The organism is Cellulophaga sp. BC115SP, assembly GCF_009905545.1.
Lineage (GTDB): Bacteria > Bacteroidota > Bacteroidia > Cytophagales > Spirosomataceae > Flectobacillus > Flectobacillus rivi.
In genome coordinates, this window is record NZ_JAAALB010000001.1 from 67,215 (window position 1) to 87,166 (window position 19,952).

The window sequence follows — 19,952 nt, forward strand, 5'->3', positions numbered from 1 at the left end:
AAATGAGTTAGTACGTTAGTTAACAATCGATTACTCCTCTACTCCAATTGCCATTCAACACAAATTTGAAACGTCTTTTAATAAGTTTTTAGAACTTTGCTTTTCCAAAAAATTAACCTCTTTCTTCCATCAACAAGAAAATTTTATCAGTATGTTAAAGCTTTTACAGCTAGGAAGCCTTTTGCTTTTTTCATCATGGGCATTGGCTCAAAATACCTTCACGCCACAACAACCTCGACAAAAAACCATCGCAAAGAGTATTGCTAAACCCTTAAAAATAGATGGTAAGCTCGATGAATCAGAATGGAGTGAAGCTCCCACCGTAAATCTTGAATTTGAAGTAGAGCCACATCAAGGACAAAAAGCCAAACAAAACACTTCTGTCAAGTTACTTTACAACAAGGATTTCTTGTATATCGCTGGTATTTGTCATGATTCTTTAGGAAAAAAGCTATTACGGGCACCTGATTTTCGTCGAGATTTTGAACCTCGCAATCACGATTCTTTTGGTATTACAATTGACGGTTTCAACGACAAGCGTAATGCCATGACCATGATTACTAACCCTTATGGTACGCAGCGTGACTTGCTTGCCTTCGACGACCGTCTTTATGATGTAGACTGGGATGGACTTTGGCGTGTACGTACCTCTCGCTCCGACTCTGGTTGGGTGGCCGAAATGGCCATTCCTTGGCAAACACTTCGTTATCCTAAAAATCAACAAACGCATTCGTGGGGAATTAACTTTTTCAGAAATCGTCGTTCGAGCAACTCCACGTATTCTTGGTCGCCATATCCGCGCTCTTTTTCGGTCAATCGCATGGAATACGCTGGGGTTTTGGATAGCCTATTGGCGCCTCCACCCTCTGTAACAAATATCCGAGCTATTCCCTATATGCTATATGCTTACGATAATTACAAAGGAACGGACTATGAAAAACAAGGTGGTTCTGGGACTTTTAAACCTGGTGGAGAAATCAAATGGGCGATTAATCCCAACACCGTTTTGGATTTAACTTTTAATACTGATTTTGCCCAAGCAGATGCCGATCGACAGGTTAATAATGTCACACGTTTCTCTGTTTTTTTCCCAGAAAGAAGACAGTTTTTTCTTGAAAATGCTTCTTTATTTGGCGTAGGCTTGTCACCCATTGAAGATTTGGCGGGTGGCGCTATGCGTATTCAACCATTTTTTAGTAGAAGAATAGGCTTAGATGCCAACGCACGTCCTGTCCCAATTGAAGTAGGTGCTAGAATGGTGTATCGCTCTGAAAAAAGGAATTTTGGTGCCATCGCCATTCGTCAGAACGATGGAGGAAGTATTGGTAATACCGATTTTTTTGTTGGAAGATTTTCTGAAAATATTGGCTCTCAAAACCGTATTGGAGCACTTTTTACCCTCAAAAATACCAACGATTATAACAACCTGACAGGTGCATTAGATGGCTTTTTCCGTCTGTCCAACGTACTTTCTTTGAGTTCGATGGCAATGTTTTCTAAAAACTCTAATGAATCAAATACTGGTTTAGCAGCGTATAATCAGTTGCATTATCGTAATAATCAGGTGGTGGCGTGGTACACGCAATCATACGTCAGCAAGGACTATAATCCTGAAATGGGCTTTGTGTCTAGAAACGATGTACTGAGCAATACCCCAGGATTTTATTTGACCGTTCGTAAACCGTGGTTGCCAAAATGGGTACGTAGCTTCGAGCCTGGCGTATTTATCGAATATTATCACAAAGCCTCCACAGGGCATTTGCAGGAGCGTCAACTTAATTTCAATCCTATTTGGGTCAATCTTCAATCTGGAGGGTTTGCGGGGATTTTTTATGCCAACTATTATCAGCGACTTGACGAATCTTTTGCTCCTTTGGACATCGAAATCAAACCTGCTGAATACAATTACAATCGCTACACACTTTATTTGGGTAGCGACCAATCGAAAAAGATTTCTTATTTCCTAAACCACGAACGAGGAGGATATTATGATGGAAGGTTGAACTATACCTCTTTTAGTTTGAGATTGGCGCCTTCGCCTCATTCGTCCTTTAATTTAGGTTTTGAAAACAATGATTTTAAAGAAGTGGGTATTCTCAAAGAATCTAAAAGCGTGCAGCTTTATAGCATAGAAGGACGTTTGGCGCTGAATCCACGTTTGCAATTGATTGGTTTTTATCAAAAAAATACCCAAAACAATCGAGATACTTTCAATGTTAGATTTTCGTGGGAATATCGCCCACTATCATACATTTATTTAGTATTCAACCAAAGAGGATTTACAGGCACCGATTTTACCAAACAGCAGGAACAACATTTGATTAGTAAAATATCTTATTTGAAGCAGTTTTAGGTAAAATTTTAGGGAGAAAAAGCTAATTTTTCTCCCTAAATATTAACTAGCAGTAAAGACTCTTTGGAAGTATAAAAAAGTTCTTATGCGTCCAGAAATCATCACACAACCCAGCGAGTCTGTTGTAGAAAACTTTCAAAATCAAACGCTCAGACCCATTCTCAAACAACAGAATGAGCTATTATTAGCCGTTTTTCGACAATATGTTTCGGTTAGAAAAGGTACTTTTTTCAAACTGTCAGAAACAGAACAACTAGAATATATTAGTCATGCAGTAAAAAGAGATATGAAATTCAAGCATTACCTTGAAGGTATTATTGCAGGTCATTTTACACTTGAAGAATATCGACTTTTTCTAGAAAATGAAGAAGAATTAACCAAGCGTCTTATCAATCTTTTGGTACAAAGATTACAATCTCAACTACGTTTGTTAACTAAGTAAATACCGAGCATTACGATCAAACCACCCACAATTTGTTCAGTTCTTAAAACCTCATCGAGTAAAAAATACGAAATAATAGCAGTTAATACAGGTTGAAGTAATAAGGTAGGCGACACTACTGCCGCAGGAATGTGCCCTAAAGCGTAGTTGATTGATAACCAGCCAATCAAGTGACATATCACTCCCATTCCGACAAAAGCCCACCATGTCTGGGTATCAAAATGGAGTAATTGCCAATCGCCAAACCAGCAGATTCCCCAAGAAAGTATCAAACAAGGAATGAGTGACCAAGCCATAAAATTGACGGTATCTATGCCTCCTCTGACTTTCTGCGTCACCAACATATATCCAGCATAAAATACAGCCGCCGTTATCGCCATTAAATGTCCAATGCCCACGCTTTGATTTTGTGCTAAATCCTTACCTGCTACAATAAAAATACCTAGCAAAGAAACTCCTAATCCAAACCAATAACGTCTTGAAAGGGATTGTTTGAAGAAAAACATAGCCCCCAAGCCCACAAAAACAGAGGCATTATTGGCTAATAAAGTAGACACTGAGGCAGATGTTTTGAGAATAGAGATATTCCAAAAAGACATATCGAGCACAAACAAAAGACCGCCCAGACCAATCCAACTCAGCGTTTTGGTAGAAGGTACTTTCACCCCCTTGATAAACCAAATAGGAAGCAGTCCTACAAAACAAAAAAAGTAGCGGTAAAAACCCGAAGTTAACGCTGGCGCATGAGCCACTTTGACAAATATTGCCGACCAGGCAATACAAAATACGCCCAATAATAGGCATAGATAAGCTTTAGTAAGTTGATTCAAGGTATTGATTAGTTTGTAAACAGAAGTTGTAATTTTTTCACTTCTCCAAAATTAAGTAAATTGCCGAAAATCCAATTAGCAATTTTTGTAAACAATTCATTATCATCAACTACTTTCCCCATGAGTCAATTAAGACCTTTAGAATTACGAAGCGATACTTTTACCAAGCCAACTCCAGCCATGCTCGAAGCCATGTTTAGCGCGGAAGTTGGCGATGATGTTTTTGAGGAAGATTATACCGTCAAAAAACTAGAATCCAAAGCTGCTGAAATGTTTGGTTATGAAGCTGGTTTGTTTTGTACATCGGGCACTATGACCAACCAAATTGCCATCAATGTCCACGTCAACCAAGGTGACGAGGTGATTTGTGATGCGCTCTCACACGTGTATCTGTACGAAGGCGGTGGTATTGCCTCCAACTCATCAGCATCTGTGAATTTGCTTCATGGCAATAGAGGACGAATCACGGCTGAGCAAATCATAGATGTGATTCAGCCTGACAATTTACATCACCCTATTTCTAGGTTAGTATCTTTAGAAAATACGGTAAACAAAGGTGGTGGTGCCTATTACGATATTCAAGAGATTGTTAAAATTAAGGAAGTTTGTAATGCCCACAATATGGCTCTTCACTTAGATGGGGCACGTATTTTTAATGCCTTGGTCGAAACGAAGGAATCTCCCAAGCAATATGGTGAACTGTTTGACTCTATGTCGATTTGCCTTTCAAAAGGGCTTGGTATTCCTGTAGGTTCTGTTTTATTGGGTACTAAAGACTTTATCAAGAAGGCTCGTCGTGTGCGTAAACGTTGGGGAGGCGGTTGGCGTCAAGCTGGTTATTTGGCGGCAGCTGGGATTTATGCTTTGGATAATCATGTCGACAGACTCACTGAAGACCATCAGCGTGCAAGAGGTATTGGTGCATTAATGTCTCAAAAAGCGGAAGTTCTTGAAGTGTTACCAGTAGATACTAATATTGTGATTTTCACTTTAGACAATGGTATTCTATCTTCTGACTATGTCAAAAAATTGGCTGATGTAGGTATCAAGGCAGCGACTTTTGGCAAGCATCAAGTCCGCTTTGTCACGCATTTAGATTTTACAGACCAAGATTTAGAAGAATTTTCGGTAAGAATAAAAAAGGATATTTTGTAGAAATTAATTTTCCACGCAATAGGCTTTAAGCTATACGCCTTAAGCTAAATAAAATTCAATAAGCAAAATCACCTTGTTTCCCTTTGTAAAAGCGCCGTAGGTGCGACAGACTTCAAAATAGTTTGATTGCTGTCGCACCTACGGCGCTAATGAATTGAACTGCCTTTGTTCCTTTTTTTAACAATAAGAATCCGTCATACAACAACACAATCCACTCATTTACAAACAGATACCATTCAATAAGATTCAAATAGTTTGGTTGGATATTTATACTTTTTTTAGGTATTTAAGACAATGTCTCTCATAAACCCTACAAAGTATAACCCCAAAAACTATGAAGAAACTAGCAAAAATTCTTGTATTACTTTTAACAGTAGTCCTGATTGGCATCGTCGGAATCCTCTCTTATGTATCCTTTGCTTTACCCGATGTAGGACCTCCCCCTGAAATAAGTATTAAACCCAACGCCGCTTCCATCGAAAATGGTCGATATTTGGCAAATCACGTGGCAGTTTGCATTGATTGTCATAGTACTAGGGATTATACCCTATTCGCTGCCCCTCCTATTGCAGGTACAGAAGGTAAAGGCGGAGAGACCTTCGATCATCGATTGGGCTTTCCTGGAAGTTATACTGCCAAAAATATCACCCCCTCAGGTATAGGAAATTGGACTGATGGTGAAATTTACAGAGCTATGACCACTGGTGTGAGTAAAGATGGGCATGCACTTTTTCCTATCATGCCATATCCATACTATGCTTCAATGGATCCACAAGATGCCAATGATATTATTGCCTATATCAGAACCTTAAAACCTCTGGACAATACTCCTCCTTCTTCTACTTCGGACTTTCCAATGAATTTTATCATTAATACTATTCCTCAAAAAGCAAAAGCTATGTCCAAACCTAGTGAAAATGATATTTTAAAATATGGCGAGTACTTGATTACAGTGGCTTCTTGCAGAGAATGTCATACAAAACCTGATGGTAAAGGAGGAAAAGTTCCAGAAATGGACTATGCTGGAGGTTTTGAGTTTCCAATGCCAGGATTTGGCAAGTTGGTTTCACCAAATATTACCCCAGACAACGAAACGGGTATAGGAAAATGGACCAAAGAAGCTTTTGTTGCAAGATTTAAAGCATACTCTGATAGCACCTATCAATCACAGAAAGTAGAGAAAGGACAATTTCAGACTATGATGCCTTGGACGATGTACAGTGGTATGAAGGTAAAAGATTTAGAGGCAATTTATACCTATCTTAAAAGTATAAAACCTGTAAAAAATAAGGTAGTAAAATTTACTTCAGAAATATAATGATACTGAGCGTTTTGTGATTGAGTGATGGGATATTATTCAAACAATTAATATTCAAGCACTCAATCACAATGCACTAACTCACTCAGTTTTTATAATGCACTTCTGGTAAATCTCTTAAAATTGATGCACTTTTTTCTGCTGAAATATCTCTTTGTGGGTTGGCTAACATTTCATAACCTACCATAAATTTCTTCACAGTTGCCGAGCGCAGCAAAGGTGGATAAAACACAAAATGCCAGTGCCACTCGTCGTGAGGCAAACCATCGGTTGGTGCTTGGTGAATACCCGCCGAATATGGAAATGATGTTTCGAAAAGATTATCATATTTCACGGTCAAACGCTTGTAAGCATTTGCCAAGGCATCACGCTCCTCAGAAGTCATATCGCTGATACGTGCCATTTTACGCTTTGGAATCAACATAGCTTCGAAAGGCCACACCGCCCAGAAAGGTACCAAAGCAACAAAATGCTCGTTTTCGAACAATACACGCTCTTTTTTCTCTAATTCTTTTTCCAAATAATCCGCCAAAAGCGAACGGTTGTGTTTTGCCCAATATTTAGCTTGTGCATTTTGTTTCTTTAACGGTTCGTCAGGAATACCACTTTGCGCCCAGATTTGTCCGTGTGGATGTGGATTTGAACATCCCATCACAAAGCCTTTATTTTCAAAGATTTGAACGTAATTGATAAAATCCTTTGCACCTAAAGTATTGTACTCGTCAACCCAAGCATCAACTACCGCACGAATTCCCTCTTCTGACATTTCTGGAACTGTAAGGTTGTGAGCAGGTGAAAAACAAATCACACGACCTACACCTCTTTCAGTTTTTGCCAAAAACAATTCGCCATCTTCGTACTTTTCGTCTGGCGTATCTTTTAGCAAAGCTGCAAAATCGTTGTCGAAAACGTACACTTGCTCATAATTTGGGTTTACTTCGCCATTGGCACGGGTATTTCCTGCACACAAATAGCAATCTGGATCATGTGCTGGACGTTCGTCATTCGCTAATTTTTCTACCTGACCCTGCCAAGGACGTTTGGCACGGTGTGGTGACACTAATACCCAACTTTCGGTAAGTGGGTTATATCTACGATGTGGATTTTCGTCGAAATTCATAAAGGATATAAGCTGTTAGCAAAAAGCTTTGAGCTTTTTTATTTTTTATCAAGTCGAAATTTTACTAATCGACAAGACTGATTTTAAACTAATTCTGTTCCGTTAGTGAGTGCTACTACATAATACACCAACTCACGGTTATACTCTTTTTGATAAGCCTCTGTCAATTGTGCAATAAGAACGTCTAATTGAGCTTTTTCGACAATATTAACAGTACAACCGCCAAAACCACCTCCCATCATTCGAGAGCCAATGACAGCAGGGTTATCTTTGGTTTGGTCTACCAAAAAGTCTAATTCTGGGCAACTTACTTCATAATCATGTTGTAAACCATGGTGGGTTTCATACATTTTCTGTCCAAAAGTTGCCAAATCATATTGCGATAACGCCTCACAAGCAACCTCCACACGCTCAATTTCTCCAATTACATATTTGGCACGACGATACACAACATCAGTCATTGAAGCCTGCACTTGAGCCAACATATCGAATGATACATCTCTCCAAGATTTAACCTCAGGAAAATGAGTTGCAATCAAACCTAAACCCTCTTCACACTCCAAACGACGAGTATTATATTCAGAATCTCCCAAAGAATGTTTTACACCTGTATTACACAAAACAACAGCATGTTCAGGCAAAGCAATAGGGAAATATTGGTAAGAAAGGTCACGACAATCCAAACGAATTACTGAGTCTTTTTTACCAAACATTGAAGCAAACTGGTCCATAATACCACAGTTTACACCAACGAAATTATTTTCAGCAGCCTTCGAAATTTGTACCATTTGCAAAGTCGACAAGCCTAATTCATAGATATAGTTGATTGCAAAAGAAAGACCCGTTTCGACAGCCGCTGATGAAGAAACTCCCGCTCCCAAAGGAATATCGCCTCCGAAAACCAAATTAAAACCACCAAATTGCTTACCTGCTTTTTGAAGCTCGTCTACCACTCCAATCAAATAATTACACCAAGAATACTCAGATGCGACAGGATTATCAACCGAAAAAACGGTGGCACTATCCAAATCGAAAGCAACTACATGGCATTCCTTGTCGGCACGTGGAGAGATAGAAAAGTAAATAGCTTTGTCGATACTGGCAGGCAATACATAGCCATCGTTGTAGTCGGTGTGCTCGCCAATGAGATTGATACGACCAGGAGCACGAACAGTAATAGTTGGTTCAGCCGAGAAAGTATCGACAAATTTTTTGATGATTGATTCCGGATACATGTTAATTTGTTTCAAAAAGATTGCATAAGGTAAGATGACATTTGGTTGGTACTTTTCGGTGATTTTCAAAAAGAAAAGTTCAAACCTTCTAAAAACAACACGCTTGTCACCGTAGGCCAAACAAGAGGAAAAGCCTTCAAAGCAAAGACTTTTTTATCAATTGGCACAATTGGATGTTCAAAGGAATCAATTTTTTGAGCAAAAAACTAACATAGCAGATTGGGTAAAGTCTCATTTTAACAAATCTTAAGTAAAATGGGCTGTAAAGGGTATAATCAAACATTTGCACAGATTTGCACAATTCAGGGAATCGTAATTCCTACTAAGACTATTGCAGGAATGTTTGTAATTTAGCAGTTCCATAAGCCAAGGCTTGGGACTTCCTGAAAAATATGCAAAAGACACAAGTTACTATCAAACATATAGCGCAAGCGTTGAATATTTCGATTTCGACGGTTTCACGCGCATTACAAAATCATCCACGAATTGGTTTGAGAACAAAAGAAAAAGTTTTTGAAATGGCACAAAAACTCAACTACGTCCCAAACCCCGCAGCGATTTTGCTCAAAAAGAATAAAACCTATACAATTGGCGTTGTTCTTCCTCACTTACAAGAAGAGTTTTTTTCACAAGCGATTACAGCCATTGAAGATGTTATTTCAGCAGAAAATTATAATGTAGTCGTTAGTCAATCTCGTGATAAATTAGAAAGAGAAAATAGAGCTATCAAATCCTTCATCAGTAGCCGTGTCGATGGCGTCATTGCATCTATTTCGGCCGAAACTACTCAGTATTACCAGTTTAGAGAATTAGAAAAATATGGTATCCCGATTGTATTTTTTGATCGTGCACCCAAAGATGTTGCTGTCAATAAAGTAAGAGGTAATATTGCCGATGCTGCTTTTGAAGTAATTGATTTTTTGGCAAAAAAAGGGATTAAAAAAGTAGCTATTCTGAATGGTCCTGCCAGTTTAGAAATCTCTGACGAACGCTTAATGGGTTATTGGGGAGCTATGAAAAAATTCAATCTTCCTATTATTCAAAACTATATCAAATCTACAGATTTGAGTAAAGAAGATACTACAAAAAAGATGATTGAGTTGTTGAATGGAGATGAATTGCCAGAGGCCGTTTTCTGCTTCAATGACTATGTAGCGCTATATGCCATGCAAGCTTGTAAACAAAAAGGTCTTGTTCCCAACAAAGATATCATGTTTGTAAGCTTTGCGAATCTTCCCATTACTACCTATCTCGACAATCCTCCGCTAGCTTCGGTAGAACAGTTTGCGTATCAAATGGGAGAAAAGGCAGCACAACTGCTGTTAAAAATTATCCATGCAGAAAAAGAAACGCTTGACCCTGAAGATATTGTAGTAAATACCAAGCTGATTATACACTAAATTTTGCTGTAGGCAATAAGCTGTAAGCACTAGGCAGAAAATCTTCTCAGCCATTGCTGGTCTTTTGACCAACAACACAAGCGTCAGATACTCGCCGACTATAAAGACGAGTATTTACTTTAGTAGAAATACTCAGCCATCGTTGGTCTTTTGACCAACAACACAAGCGTCAGATACTCGCCGACTATAAAGACGAGTATTTACTTTTCTCAGCCATCGTTGGTCTTTTGACCAACAACACAAGCGACAGAAACTCGCCGACTATAAAGACGAGTATTTACTTTAGTAGAAATACTATACTTCATGAGGGTAATTCCTGTTCTCAAATTTGATACTTGATTACGCACGTATTGTTGGTCAAAAGACCAACAAGGGCAAAGTTGGATATTTGTCGTGAGGAACAGATTATAGTTGTTTTAGCACAAACTGCGGAGGTCGCTGTTTGGATAACATCAGTAAAATGCCTTCGTATGTTAAGGTTTCCAAGAGTTTTTTAGCGCGGTATTCCGAAATATTGACCAACTTCGCATATTCTTTTGCCGACACTCTTTTATTTTTCTTCAAAAACGCCATCAAGTATTTTACATTTTGTTGTTCCAACAATTCACTTTCTACCGTTTTGTCAGTCTTATCTAAAATTTGAGACATTTCTTTAGAAACTGGAGTCGTTTGGTCGTTGGCGCGAACATAAACAGTCCGATTGCCTTTTTCGTCCAAAGCTTCGTGTGGTTTATCAGAACTCTCGTCAATTTCTATCACTAAGACTTTTTTTCTGTTTTCCCACATAAGAGCGCGATAACGAATATCGATAGAGGGAATGATCAAATGTTCGGCAGCCTCAGCCAACTTAGTCATTTCTTCCAACTCGGAGCACCCTTTTACGGTACGATCATCGTTAATGCCAATCAAAAGAGTACCTCCCGCAGTATTGGCAAATGCCGAAAGGGTACGTGCTATTTTAAAAGGACTATCTATTTTACTTTTAAACTCTAACTGAGAAGATTCTCTTTGAGTTAAATATTTGGTTAAGATTTCTGACATTTTATCAAATTAAACAAGCCATATTCTGCTGTTTACAGGGAGTTAACTTTTTCTAATCAATTTTGAAGTTGGAAAGCCCTTATTTTCTTAAGAGAAAAAAGACATTTCAATAATTTTATACAAAGATACATATTCACAAGGTCTATTAAGTCGAAATAGTAGGAAGCAAAGTAGTTTTTCAAATTTTCAGAAAAATAAGCTATCTTGTAAAGTCTTTTCCTTTTGAGCTAGTAATCATACACATCGATCGCTATCAGAGGGGCCTATAAAAAATCTTCTATTAAAGATTTTAGTTTAATCAAAAATAATAAATCATTTATAATATGAATTTACCTTGGGTAGAATCACCTTTTTTTAACGAAATCCTCAAAACCAAGACTCTCACCGAAGAAGAGAAACAACTAGCAACCGAATATCATAAGAATGGTTTTGTTGTATTAAGAAATGTTTTTCCAGAGGATGTAATCGATCAAGTAAAAGCCGATATGAATCAAAAAGGCTTTAACGAAGACTTCCCAGTAACTGTTTACCGAGATAAAACTCGTATTCAGGATCTTTGGCAATACTCAGATAGCACCAAGCAGGTTTCATCGAACGACACAATCATGAAAACCTTGGAAATGCTTTACGACCGTGAGCCAATACCGTTCCAAACACTCAACTTTAAGTTTGGGTCTCAACAAAGAGCGCACTCTGATACAATTCACTTTAGTTCGATTCCTGCACGTTATATGTGCGGAGTTTGGGTTGCATTGGAAGATGTTACTCCAGAAAACGGTGCTGTATTCTACTACAGTGGCTCGCACCGAATGCCAGAATACAACTTTGCGCACATCAAAGATGCGCCTGAAGATACAACATACAACGATTACGTTCAGTATGAAGACTTCATGCAGAGTATCATGAATGTTTCGGAGTTTGACAAGAAATTCTTCTATGCTAAAAAAGGAGATGCTTTAATTTGGTCTTCAAATATTATTCATGGAGGCTCAAAAGTAGAGGCAGAAGGTAGCACTCGTTATTCACAAGTAACTCACTATTACTTCAAAGATTGTATTTATTATACGCCGATGTTGTCAAATATGGTTACCAACGAGTTGTACTTACGTAATGGTTTCAAGAATATCAAAACTGGAGAAAGTGTTCAATCTAACTTCAATGGGCACGTGATCAATCCATTACAAACAGCAAATGACAAAGCCATTTTGAACAATCGATTGGATGATGTGAAAAAAATCTTAAAATTGATTAAATTAAAAGATAAGATTGTTAAAAAGTTATTCAAATAAAACAAAAAAGCCTCTTGAAACATTTTCAAGAGGCTTTTTTGTTGGTGGAGACGGAGAGATTCGAACACCGAAAAGTTACCACTAATACCGCTTATTTTAACGTATGGGGCATTTTTCTCGTTGACGTATAGAGAATTTCTACTGCCACTCAGCTTTTTTGTGATTATTAGCCTCTAATTACGACAGCATACTTATTTTTAATCAGTAGTACTTCTATTATCTTTTCTGCTATCCCTGAATCAAGATTCAATTTTTCAATTAAGTATTCAGCTATTTCCTTTTCACCTTCACCTAGTGTACCATCCGCGAGTAATAAATCAAATACTAAACAGAATAGAGTAGCTTTATTCTCGTCAGCAATTAATGGAGCACTGCTATCAATTAAGGCTTTTGAACCAACTTGTTTAAAAGCATCAATTACAGGTTTAAAAAGTGTTGGTACGAGTTGAGTTTTGTACGGATTGAACAAGGTTTTTAAAACGACCACTGATGAAATTTTTTCAATTTCAACGTCAGATACATTTCCTTCAGCACCTGCACAAGCATAAAGAATTGCTACCCATGCTTCTTGTTCTGATTTGGGAGTGTAAACAAACTTAGACTCACTAGATGCATTCTTGAAAAACTTATCAAAGATTCCCATTTAATTGTATGTTTATAGATGTTAAAAAATAATTTACGCTTTCAATTTTCACTTAGAAATAGAACTTTCCGAAGGTGTAGAAACAGAGTGATTCTGTTTTGCCTGTTTTTCGATTACCTGTTCTTGGAGCTCTATCATACGTTTCTGCATTTTAATTAGCTCATCTTTCTCTACTAATAAAAAACCAGTAGGTGGCTCATTTTGAGCTACAGGTTGAACCCCATCAACTAAATACCCAACTGTTGTATGAAGTGCTGTCGCTAAACTTACTAATTCATCATATTTTGGTTTGGATACTCCTTTTTCCCAATTAGAAATAGTCTGTTTAGATGTATTATGTATTTTTTGCGCCAACTCATCCTGTGTAAGTCCTAAATCAACTCTGCGCTTCTTTATACGAGATGCAAAATTTTCGTTCATGTCAATATTTTTTGTAAAACATCCTTGGATAAAGTAAAAATAAATTTTACTTTTACAAAGTAGTTTTTACTAACTAAAATCTAATGAGTAAATATAACAATTTATTAGAACCGAACATCATGGAAAATTTTGAAACTTATCAAGCGGGAACCACTGAAAATCATTTTTCAGTAGAATATTGGAGAGGAGAACTAAGTAATTTACTGTTAAACAATAACTTAGAAAGGAATCTCTTAAAAGGGCTTGAATCTATAGACCCATACTTTGGTACAAAAAAAGGTTTTTTTGACCTTCAGAATGCCAAGGCAAATAGAGCCTCTCTAGTAGTAACAAAGAGGGTTGTTGATACAATTAAATTGTACTTATCAAAACTTGAAGAAGACACCAGCACTCTTGAAGTAATTAAAGCTCGCTTAAACATCAAAATGTAACCCCCAATCACAATAATGAACAAAGCTACGTCTTTGCAAACTCCACGGACGATTCAGGAGTTTGCCAGAACCTTTATGGCCTTTTCGCAGGGGTCTGAGGTAAATATCAAACACCTAGGTGGTGGATTCTGGGAATGTGAATTTACTGTTTATCAACAATTTAACTACTGGAATTCGGTTAACGATTGGCCTTCGGAGCTGTACTCTCATGCCTTTTTCTCCGAAAAAATCTGGAACCCACAGTGTAATTCTTTTCAACGTATCCATACCATCGGCTTTAATTTCCAAATACAATGACTGTTACCTCACATACTACTAGCTATCAATTGTTGCGCCTTTATCTGGCGGGGGAGCTCTCGCCAGACGATTGCCCTGCGGCTATCGAGATTTGTAAAAACAAGTTGGACTTTCTGAACACTTGTATTGGCAGAACCCTAAAGGATAAGGCTTGGGGCATTAGTGGAGCAGACGAAGATTTGGAGATATGGTTGGACTATAAACAACGCTTCGAAAATATGCTTGAGCACTTAATGCAACTTTCTGAAACACAACAAGCCCCTATCTGAAAATGTCTTATATCACAGTAGAAGAGTACTATCAACATACAAACGGAGGTCTCGATATCATAGTAGAACTTTTCCCTGAAGCTGAAAAAGCTTCCAGGGAAAAGAACCATAAGTTTAGCATTAGAGACGAACGCACCCCAAGTGCTACTTTATATTTCAACGAAGGTCGTAAACATTATTATGTAAATGATTTTGGCGATAAGATGTATAGTCCTATCGACTTGGTAATGACTGAGCAAAATCTTGACTTTAGGGGTGCATGCAGATGGATAGAACAAACCTTCAATATAGCCTCTAAAACGCTGGGTGTGGCCACATCCAAACCCAGACCCGAATACCGTAAAACAGATGCTGAGGAAGAGGATCAAATCGGTAAACGCACATGGGTAGTTCAGGAAAAACCTTTATTGAGTCACCTCAAGATACTTTTCTCAAAGTATGTGTGGAGTTATTTGCAAAAGCAGGATTCCAAAAATGATGAGCAAGCCGACGATACTGCCTATCGTAACGCCATGGTACTACTTGAGCGTTATAATTTGTTTGTATTGGAGTCGTCGAGCCTTGTGGGGCGTGATAAGGAAACGGGCAAGAAGGTAGTGCATACTTTCTATTCTACGGAGTCCTATCCTATTTTTATGTACAATGAGGGTACATGGCAAAAGTTTTATGAACCGCTCAAAAGTGACCCTTCTCGTAGATTTGTAAGCTATGGCGACAAACCCCAAAACTATATGTTTGGGGAATCTCGTATTGCGAAAATGTACGCCAATGCGCAGCGCTATGCCAATGGTGAGGATGAAGATGATGTAAAGCTTCAGGATATTATTATGTGTAGTGGTGGTAGCGATGCCCTCAATGTGGCAGCGCTAGGGTTTGAGGTAGTGTGGTTCAACTCCGAAACCGTAAAGCCTTGGAATATCGATATCAAAAAGCTGAAGGGATGGGCTCACCGTGTGTACAATTTACCAGACATAGATGCCACTGGCAAATCAAAAGCTTTTGAGCTGGCCATGTATCATTTGGATATCCATACGATTTATTTACCCGATAGCCTACGTCATATCAAAACTGGCAAGTTTGACGATGAGAACCGCCCTAAATACTGCAAGGATGTACGAGATTACCTAAACCATTATGGAGCCAACGACTTCCGTAATCTTTTGAATGTATCCTATCCATTTAGGTTTTGGAACAAAGTAAAGGCTTTGGACTCGAAAGGTTTACCCAAAATTGTAGAGGGTAAAGAGGTCTATAAATACAGCGGTCGCCCCAAAGTATTATTAAACTTCTTGTACCGTAATGGCTTTGCTCAGATAGCCACCAGAGCTGGCGTGTTTCAGTATGTCAGAATCGACAAGAATATCGTCAAATCGGTAACGGTCGAAGAAATCAAGGAGTTTATTGATAATTTCTTGGAAAGCATTCACGCCGAACCTGAGCTGTTGGATGCCTTTATCCGCTCGAAAGATATTAGCGAATCTACTTTTAGTCGTCTACCCAAAATTACCTTGGAGTTTAAGGATCACGACCGCAATACCCAATTTATGTTCTTCAAAAATGAGGTTTGGCGAGTTACCAAAAACGATATCGAAGTTATCAAAGCCCAAAAAGCTGATAGATATGTCTGGGAAAATGAGGTAATAAAACCTTTGTGTTTTGACGAACATGGTAACGATTTGGAACTGGAGGTAAAACGTACTGAACCCTACTTTAAAATCCGTAAAGACGAAGAAGGAGACTTGGTAATCGACATTTTGCGAAACGATAACCCTTTCTTAAACTTCTTGATTAATACCTCAAGAATCTACTGGCGCAACGAGCTGGAGGATAATCTTGACCGCTCAGGCTTGGACAAAGAAGCCTATCGTAAAAAGCACCAATTCTCAATAGCTGGTCCATTATTAAAACCCGAACAGCAAAAGGAACAGATGCAGCACCTCATAGCCAAGCTTTGCGCTTACGGGTATTTTTTGCATCGTGAAAAGGATGATGCCAATACCTATTGTGTGTGGAGTTTGGATTATGTCATGCGTGATTCCGAAAAATCGCAGGGTGGTACTGGTAAATCTATTTTCGGTAAAAGCCTTATGCACCTGATGCAATACGAAACCCTCGATGGACGGGAAAAAGACCTAACTAAAAACCGACATATCTATGAAAATGTAACGGAGCATACCGATTACCTCTTGGTAGATGATGGTGCCAAGTACTTGGATTTCCCGTTTTTCTTCGCCCTTGTTACCACCTTTATGAAGGTAAACCCCAAGGGTACCAAGTCGTACAACTTGATGTTTAAGGATACGCCAAAGCTCCATATCTCAAGCAATTTTCCACCGATGGACTCAGACGATAGTACACTTCGTCGATTATGGTTTTTGGCGTTTTCGGATTACTACCACTACAACAGTACTGGCGAGTATAGGGAAGTCCGTAGACCTATAGATGAGTTTGGAAAAAGCCTTTTCCAGCATTTTAACCGTGACGAATGGAATGCCTTTATGAATATGGCAGCACAATGTATTCAGGCATTTATGGAGTATGGTAAAGTAGAGCCTCCTATGTCTGAAATCATGGCTAATACCTACCGAAACAAATTGGGGCCTAACTTCTTACAATGGGCTAATATGTACTTTCAGGAGGATAACGAAACGCTTAACTGCTATATACCAAGATATAAAATCTTTGAAACTTATAAAATGGAAGTAAGCAGTGATATCACAGCGGCCACCTTCAAAGACAAGCTAGTGATGTACTGTAGAATGAAAAATTGGACATTGAACCCACTCGATGCCAAACATATCCAGGAAGATAGAAGAATTAATATCAAGTGTGCTACCAGAGAGGTATATGATAATAAGATAAAGTCCTGGTCAACCATAGAATTGGCAAAACCGCAGTCAATAGAACATTTCTATATACAAACACCTGGTACCGATATTACAGGCCGAGGACTACCGGAGAAAAAGAGCTTACCATTCTAGTACAGTATGATTAGAATAAGTGGCCAAAGCTGAGGAGTCGAAATCTTGCCGGACAAAGCTCCACAGCATGGCCACCCTGATTAATAAGTATTAACCAAACCAAAGTTAAGAAAATGACACAAGACGAAAGAAAAAAACTCAGAGAGCATTACAATCTATTGCCAAACATCGAGGACGATATGGCAGACGTATTGATGGAAAACTTCGAAGAGATAGAAGAAGTAAGCCAGAAAAAAGTACAAAAGGTATTGGCTGAATTATGGGAACGTGGATATCAACTTTGTCCGATACTAGCCAATGACGAATAACCTACCTGCTAGAGTCAAGTTTCTTCAGAAGTACCTTGACGAGCTCCAGACCACTTCTTACCGAAAGTCTGTATTGTTGTTGATGCTAACCCAAGCTGAGGGCATTGTCAGAGAAATAAAGCAGGATTTGGGACATATACCACCAGAGCCGATCTATGAGCCAAAAACGCCAGAACACTTGGAGAAATATACTTTTAAGGCCAAAACCTGCTGTGGCAAAACTTTTCATACACCACAAAGCTGGGCGGGGCATTTGAACTCATCAAAACACCGTAAAAAAGATGAAGACAAAAAGAGATCTAATAGTAAGTAAATGGTGCTGGAGAGTAATTATACTATTGTCCATTCTGATTTGGGGCTCAATCATTTACTACCTATGGATATAACGGCAGCACAATTTAGACGTGGTACTTGGTGGAGAGACCAAAAAGGCCACCGAATATTTTTGCTGATAGGGATAGACTTCCTTGAGAGCGCCCAGGGGTTTTATGTAGACCTCTGGGAGTACGGCAAAGACCAGAGCAAATACATACCGTTTGAGATATTCAAAGCTCAAGTTGAGGATGAAGCCTTGATACACGTCAGTAAAGAAACCATCTATAAATCGTATTTAAACAGCTAGAAAATGAAAACATATATTGTTTGTAAAATGTCAAATGTAGGTCCTATGAGGACTGTCTTAAACAAGGAGCATGTAGACGAAACGATATTCTTTGAAAAAGTAAAGGAGGCATTATTAGATATTTTTGAAGGTAATGCTAATGAGGCAGAAAAAGCCTTTCCAAGTGTGAAGCAACACTTAGCCACTCGACCAGGGTTATTGGAGATTAATGAAGTCGGCTTTGAGATTGTAGACACCCCCCATCGTTTGAATAAAACCTCAGAATATCATGAAAGAGCAATTATTAATAAAATTTAAGCTACCGATGATTCAAAGCTTGGCTGTTGTAAATGCCATTGTGACCATGGGGTATAAGGCAACAGGAAATAAATTTTCAGTGAGCTTTAATGGCTCGAAAGGTTACTTGAATGATATCACTATTGGATGTGAAGGAACCCAAATAGCCGATAATAGAATCATGTATCAAGAACTACTAAATAAGGATGGGAGCCTCAAAAGTATTAATGTGAATGTCTTTTACTCTAATGAACATGGAGTTCGCATAAGCACTGGCAAAGATGAGCCTAGAGTCATAAGTGAATAACATTAGGCTAACCATTCCCCTACTACCCCTGCTGATAACCTCAGCAGGGGTATTTTTATGTAGGTGGTTAGGTATTTTATGCGATACACTACTCTAGTTAATCTACCATATAAATATTATACAAAAATACAATCCGCTTTTTAATACATTTCTCTCCGTCTTGAGTTGGCGTCCCCTTCTCTCTCTGACTCTCTTAGGGTTTATTCATAAAAATTGAGTATCCTTGTAACTTTGTAACCGTTTAATTTTAAAAACTTGTAACTTCCTGACTATCATTTATTTATATTAATATATTCTAATTATCTTTTATTCTAAAGTTTGTAGAAAAGTTACAAATAGTTTGTAACCAAATAAGAAAGAAAAAGGCTGATTACAACAAGTTACAAACTGGTTACAAATTTGGAAAAGTGGTTACAGCTATATAAATTGTGATAAAATCCTGATAATCAGTAGAGTTACACACGGTTACAAAAACACAGCGATTTTGCATTGAAACTCAACTCTACCCTAGGGATTCAAAATACCCGAAATGCCAATCGCATCCTCCGAATTTATTAGAAAAGTACAAAATCACAATTAATCAGATGCTCAAAACCAAAATAAGTATCAAGGAACCTCATGTAAGAAAGTTTGTGATAAGCCGCTATGGTGACGATACGTCTGTAATTGACCTGACTCGTAGAAGTTTCTTGGGAAAACTCACCGAGCTAGGCTGTCAGAAGATTGGTTATGTTCATAGCTTGCCCAGAACCGAACACGACGAAGGTACACTGGTAACACTACTACTACCCGACTCGCTCAAGAATCATTTTTTACACCCAGCCAAAGTATTATTATTTGTACAAGCTTTGGAATTTCATTTCAGAGAGATATTTTTGGCGCACTGTGAAGTTTTTGTGGAGCTTGGCGTAAGTGACTACAACGCCGTCGAAAACTTTATGGATAAGTATGCTATCGAAGACGATGGCAAAATTGCCGAACGTTTACGCCAAATGTGGCGCAATCACCAATCCTACCAGCGAAGAAAATTGGAAAAAAAGTTGGGGTAGTTTTCATTAGGTTTCAGACCTATTCAATGAATTAGGTATATTGTCATTTATAATCCACTAAATTAACTTACCAAAAAGCCCTCGTACATCATGTATGGGGGCTTTTTGGTGTTTGTAGATCCTCTATTTCTATCCTAACATTTTCGGTTTTTTGAACATAGATTTG

21 protein-coding genes are annotated in these 19,952 nt (G+C 38.3%); 15 read left to right on the forward strand and 6 right to left on the reverse strand.

Going from position 1 to position 19,952, the window contains the following annotated elements:
• The first annotated feature begins 151 nt into the window (after positions 1-151).
• A complete protein-coding gene (locus tag GVN22_RS00270; RefSeq protein ID WP_166549068.1) occupies positions 152-2,353 on the forward strand; it encodes a carbohydrate binding family 9 domain-containing protein in 2,202 nt (733 codons plus the stop codon).
• Between the two features lie 85 nt (positions 2,354-2,438).
• Positions 2,439-2,795, forward strand: coding sequence for a glyoxalase (locus tag GVN22_RS00275; RefSeq protein ID WP_166549069.1), 357 nt, complete (start codon positions 2,439-2,441; stop codon positions 2,793-2,795).
• On the opposite strand, the gene GVN22_RS00280 is transcribed toward GVN22_RS00275, so the two are convergent.
• Complete coding sequence (locus tag GVN22_RS00280) at positions 2,771-3,625, reverse strand: DMT family transporter (RefSeq protein WP_166549070.1); 855 nt, start codon at positions 3,623-3,625, stop codon at positions 2,771-2,773. The genes GVN22_RS00275 and GVN22_RS00280 overlap by 25 nt on opposite strands.
• Before the next feature lie 120 nt (positions 3,626-3,745).
• On the opposite strand from GVN22_RS00280, the gene GVN22_RS00285 reads away from it, so the two are divergent.
• Entirely contained in the window at positions 3,746-4,780 is a 1,035-nt protein-coding gene (locus GVN22_RS00285) for a low specificity L-threonine aldolase (protein WP_166549071.1), read from the forward strand.
• 334 nt (positions 4,781-5,114) lie between these two features.
• Positions 5,115-6,098, forward strand: coding sequence for a cytochrome c (locus GVN22_RS00290; RefSeq protein WP_166549072.1), 984 nt, complete (start codon positions 5,115-5,117; stop codon positions 6,096-6,098).
• Between the two features lie 85 nt (positions 6,099-6,183).
• Here the strand turns inward: GVN22_RS00290 and GVN22_RS00295 are convergent, their stop codons facing one another.
• Complete coding sequence (locus GVN22_RS00295; RefSeq protein ID WP_205690736.1) at positions 6,184-7,218, reverse strand: UDP-glucose--hexose-1-phosphate uridylyltransferase; 1,035 nt, start codon at positions 7,216-7,218, stop codon at positions 6,184-6,186.
• Positions 7,219-7,301: 83 nt separating this feature from the next.
• Positions 7,302-8,453: a galactokinase gene (galK, locus tag GVN22_RS00300; RefSeq protein WP_166549073.1), complete on the reverse strand. Its 1,152-nt coding sequence runs from the start codon at positions 8,451-8,453 to the stop codon at positions 7,302-7,304.
• Between the two features lie 392 nt (positions 8,454-8,845).
• On the opposite strand from galK, the gene GVN22_RS00305 reads away from it, so the two are divergent.
• A complete protein-coding gene (locus tag GVN22_RS00305; protein ID WP_166549074.1) occupies positions 8,846-9,853 on the forward strand; it encodes a LacI family DNA-binding transcriptional regulator in 1,008 nt (335 codons plus the stop codon).
• Positions 9,854-10,258: 405 nt separating this feature from the next.
• Here GVN22_RS00305 and GVN22_RS00310 read toward each other — a convergent pair whose 3' ends face one another.
• Positions 10,259-10,894, reverse strand: a complete 636-nt coding sequence (locus tag GVN22_RS00310; protein WP_166549075.1) for a helix-turn-helix domain-containing protein — start codon at positions 10,892-10,894, stop codon at positions 10,259-10,261.
• Between the two features lie 323 nt (positions 10,895-11,217).
• Between GVN22_RS00310 and GVN22_RS00315 the strand changes: the two genes are divergently transcribed.
• The gene (locus GVN22_RS00315) at positions 11,218-12,183 is read left to right on the forward strand and encodes a phytanoyl-CoA dioxygenase family protein (protein WP_166549076.1); all 966 of its coding nucleotides are present in this window, start codon (positions 11,218-11,220) and stop codon (positions 12,181-12,183) included.
• Between the two features lie 166 nt (positions 12,184-12,349).
• Here the strand turns inward: GVN22_RS00315 and GVN22_RS00320 are convergent, their stop codons facing one another.
• Together GVN22_RS00320 and GVN22_RS00325 are read right to left on the reverse strand one after the other, a co-directional pair.
• Positions 12,350-12,826: a tellurite resistance TerB family protein gene (locus GVN22_RS00320; protein WP_166549077.1), complete on the reverse strand. Its 477-nt coding sequence runs from the start codon at positions 12,824-12,826 to the stop codon at positions 12,350-12,352.
• A 48-nt stretch (positions 12,827-12,874) separates the two neighbouring features.
• Positions 12,875-13,246, reverse strand: a complete 372-nt coding sequence (locus tag GVN22_RS00325) for a helix-turn-helix domain-containing protein (protein ID WP_166549078.1) — start codon at positions 13,244-13,246, stop codon at positions 12,875-12,877.
• 119 nt (positions 13,247-13,365) lie between these two features.
• On the opposite strand from GVN22_RS00325, the gene GVN22_RS00330 reads away from it, so the two are divergent.
• From GVN22_RS00330 to GVN22_RS00370, 9 genes are all read left to right on the forward strand, one after another.
• Positions 13,366-13,677 carry a hypothetical protein gene (locus GVN22_RS00330; protein ID WP_166549079.1) on the forward strand — a complete coding sequence of 104 codons (312 nt, stop codon included), beginning with the start codon at positions 13,366-13,368 and terminating at the stop codon, positions 13,675-13,677.
• Between the two features lie 15 nt (positions 13,678-13,692).
• Complete coding sequence (locus GVN22_RS00335) at positions 13,693-13,974, forward strand: hypothetical protein (protein WP_166549080.1); 282 nt, start codon at positions 13,693-13,695, stop codon at positions 13,972-13,974.
• The gene (locus GVN22_RS00340) at positions 13,971-14,243 is read left to right on the forward strand and encodes a hypothetical protein (protein ID WP_166549081.1); all 273 of its coding nucleotides are present in this window, start codon (positions 13,971-13,973) and stop codon (positions 14,241-14,243) included. Before GVN22_RS00335 ends, GVN22_RS00340 begins: the two co-directional genes overlap by 4 nt.
• Before the next feature lie 2 nt (positions 14,244-14,245).
• The gene (locus GVN22_RS00345; protein ID WP_166549082.1) at positions 14,246-17,224 is read left to right on the forward strand and encodes a primase-helicase family protein; all 2,979 of its coding nucleotides are present in this window, start codon (positions 14,246-14,248) and stop codon (positions 17,222-17,224) included.
• Positions 17,225-17,337: 113 nt separating this feature from the next.
• On the forward strand, positions 17,338-17,532 hold the full coding sequence (locus GVN22_RS00350) for a hypothetical protein (RefSeq protein WP_166549083.1): 195 nt from the start codon (positions 17,338-17,340) through the stop codon (positions 17,530-17,532).
• Positions 17,522-17,845, forward strand: coding sequence for a hypothetical protein (locus GVN22_RS00355; protein WP_166549084.1), 324 nt, complete (start codon positions 17,522-17,524; stop codon positions 17,843-17,845). The genes GVN22_RS00350 and GVN22_RS00355 overlap by 11 nt, the downstream gene beginning before the upstream one ends.
• A gap of 312 nt (positions 17,846-18,157) precedes the next feature.
• Entirely contained in the window at positions 18,158-18,451 is a 294-nt protein-coding gene (locus tag GVN22_RS00360; protein ID WP_166549085.1) for a hypothetical protein, read from the forward strand.
• The gene (locus GVN22_RS00365) at positions 18,423-18,737 is read left to right on the forward strand and encodes a hypothetical protein (RefSeq protein ID WP_166549086.1); all 315 of its coding nucleotides are present in this window, start codon (positions 18,423-18,425) and stop codon (positions 18,735-18,737) included. The genes GVN22_RS00360 and GVN22_RS00365 overlap by 29 nt, the downstream gene beginning before the upstream one ends.
• A gap of 584 nt (positions 18,738-19,321) precedes the next feature.
• On the forward strand, positions 19,322-19,786 hold the full coding sequence (locus tag GVN22_RS00370; RefSeq protein WP_166549087.1) for a hypothetical protein: 465 nt from the start codon (positions 19,322-19,324) through the stop codon (positions 19,784-19,786).
• The last annotated feature ends 166 nt before the right edge of the window (positions 19,787-19,952 follow it).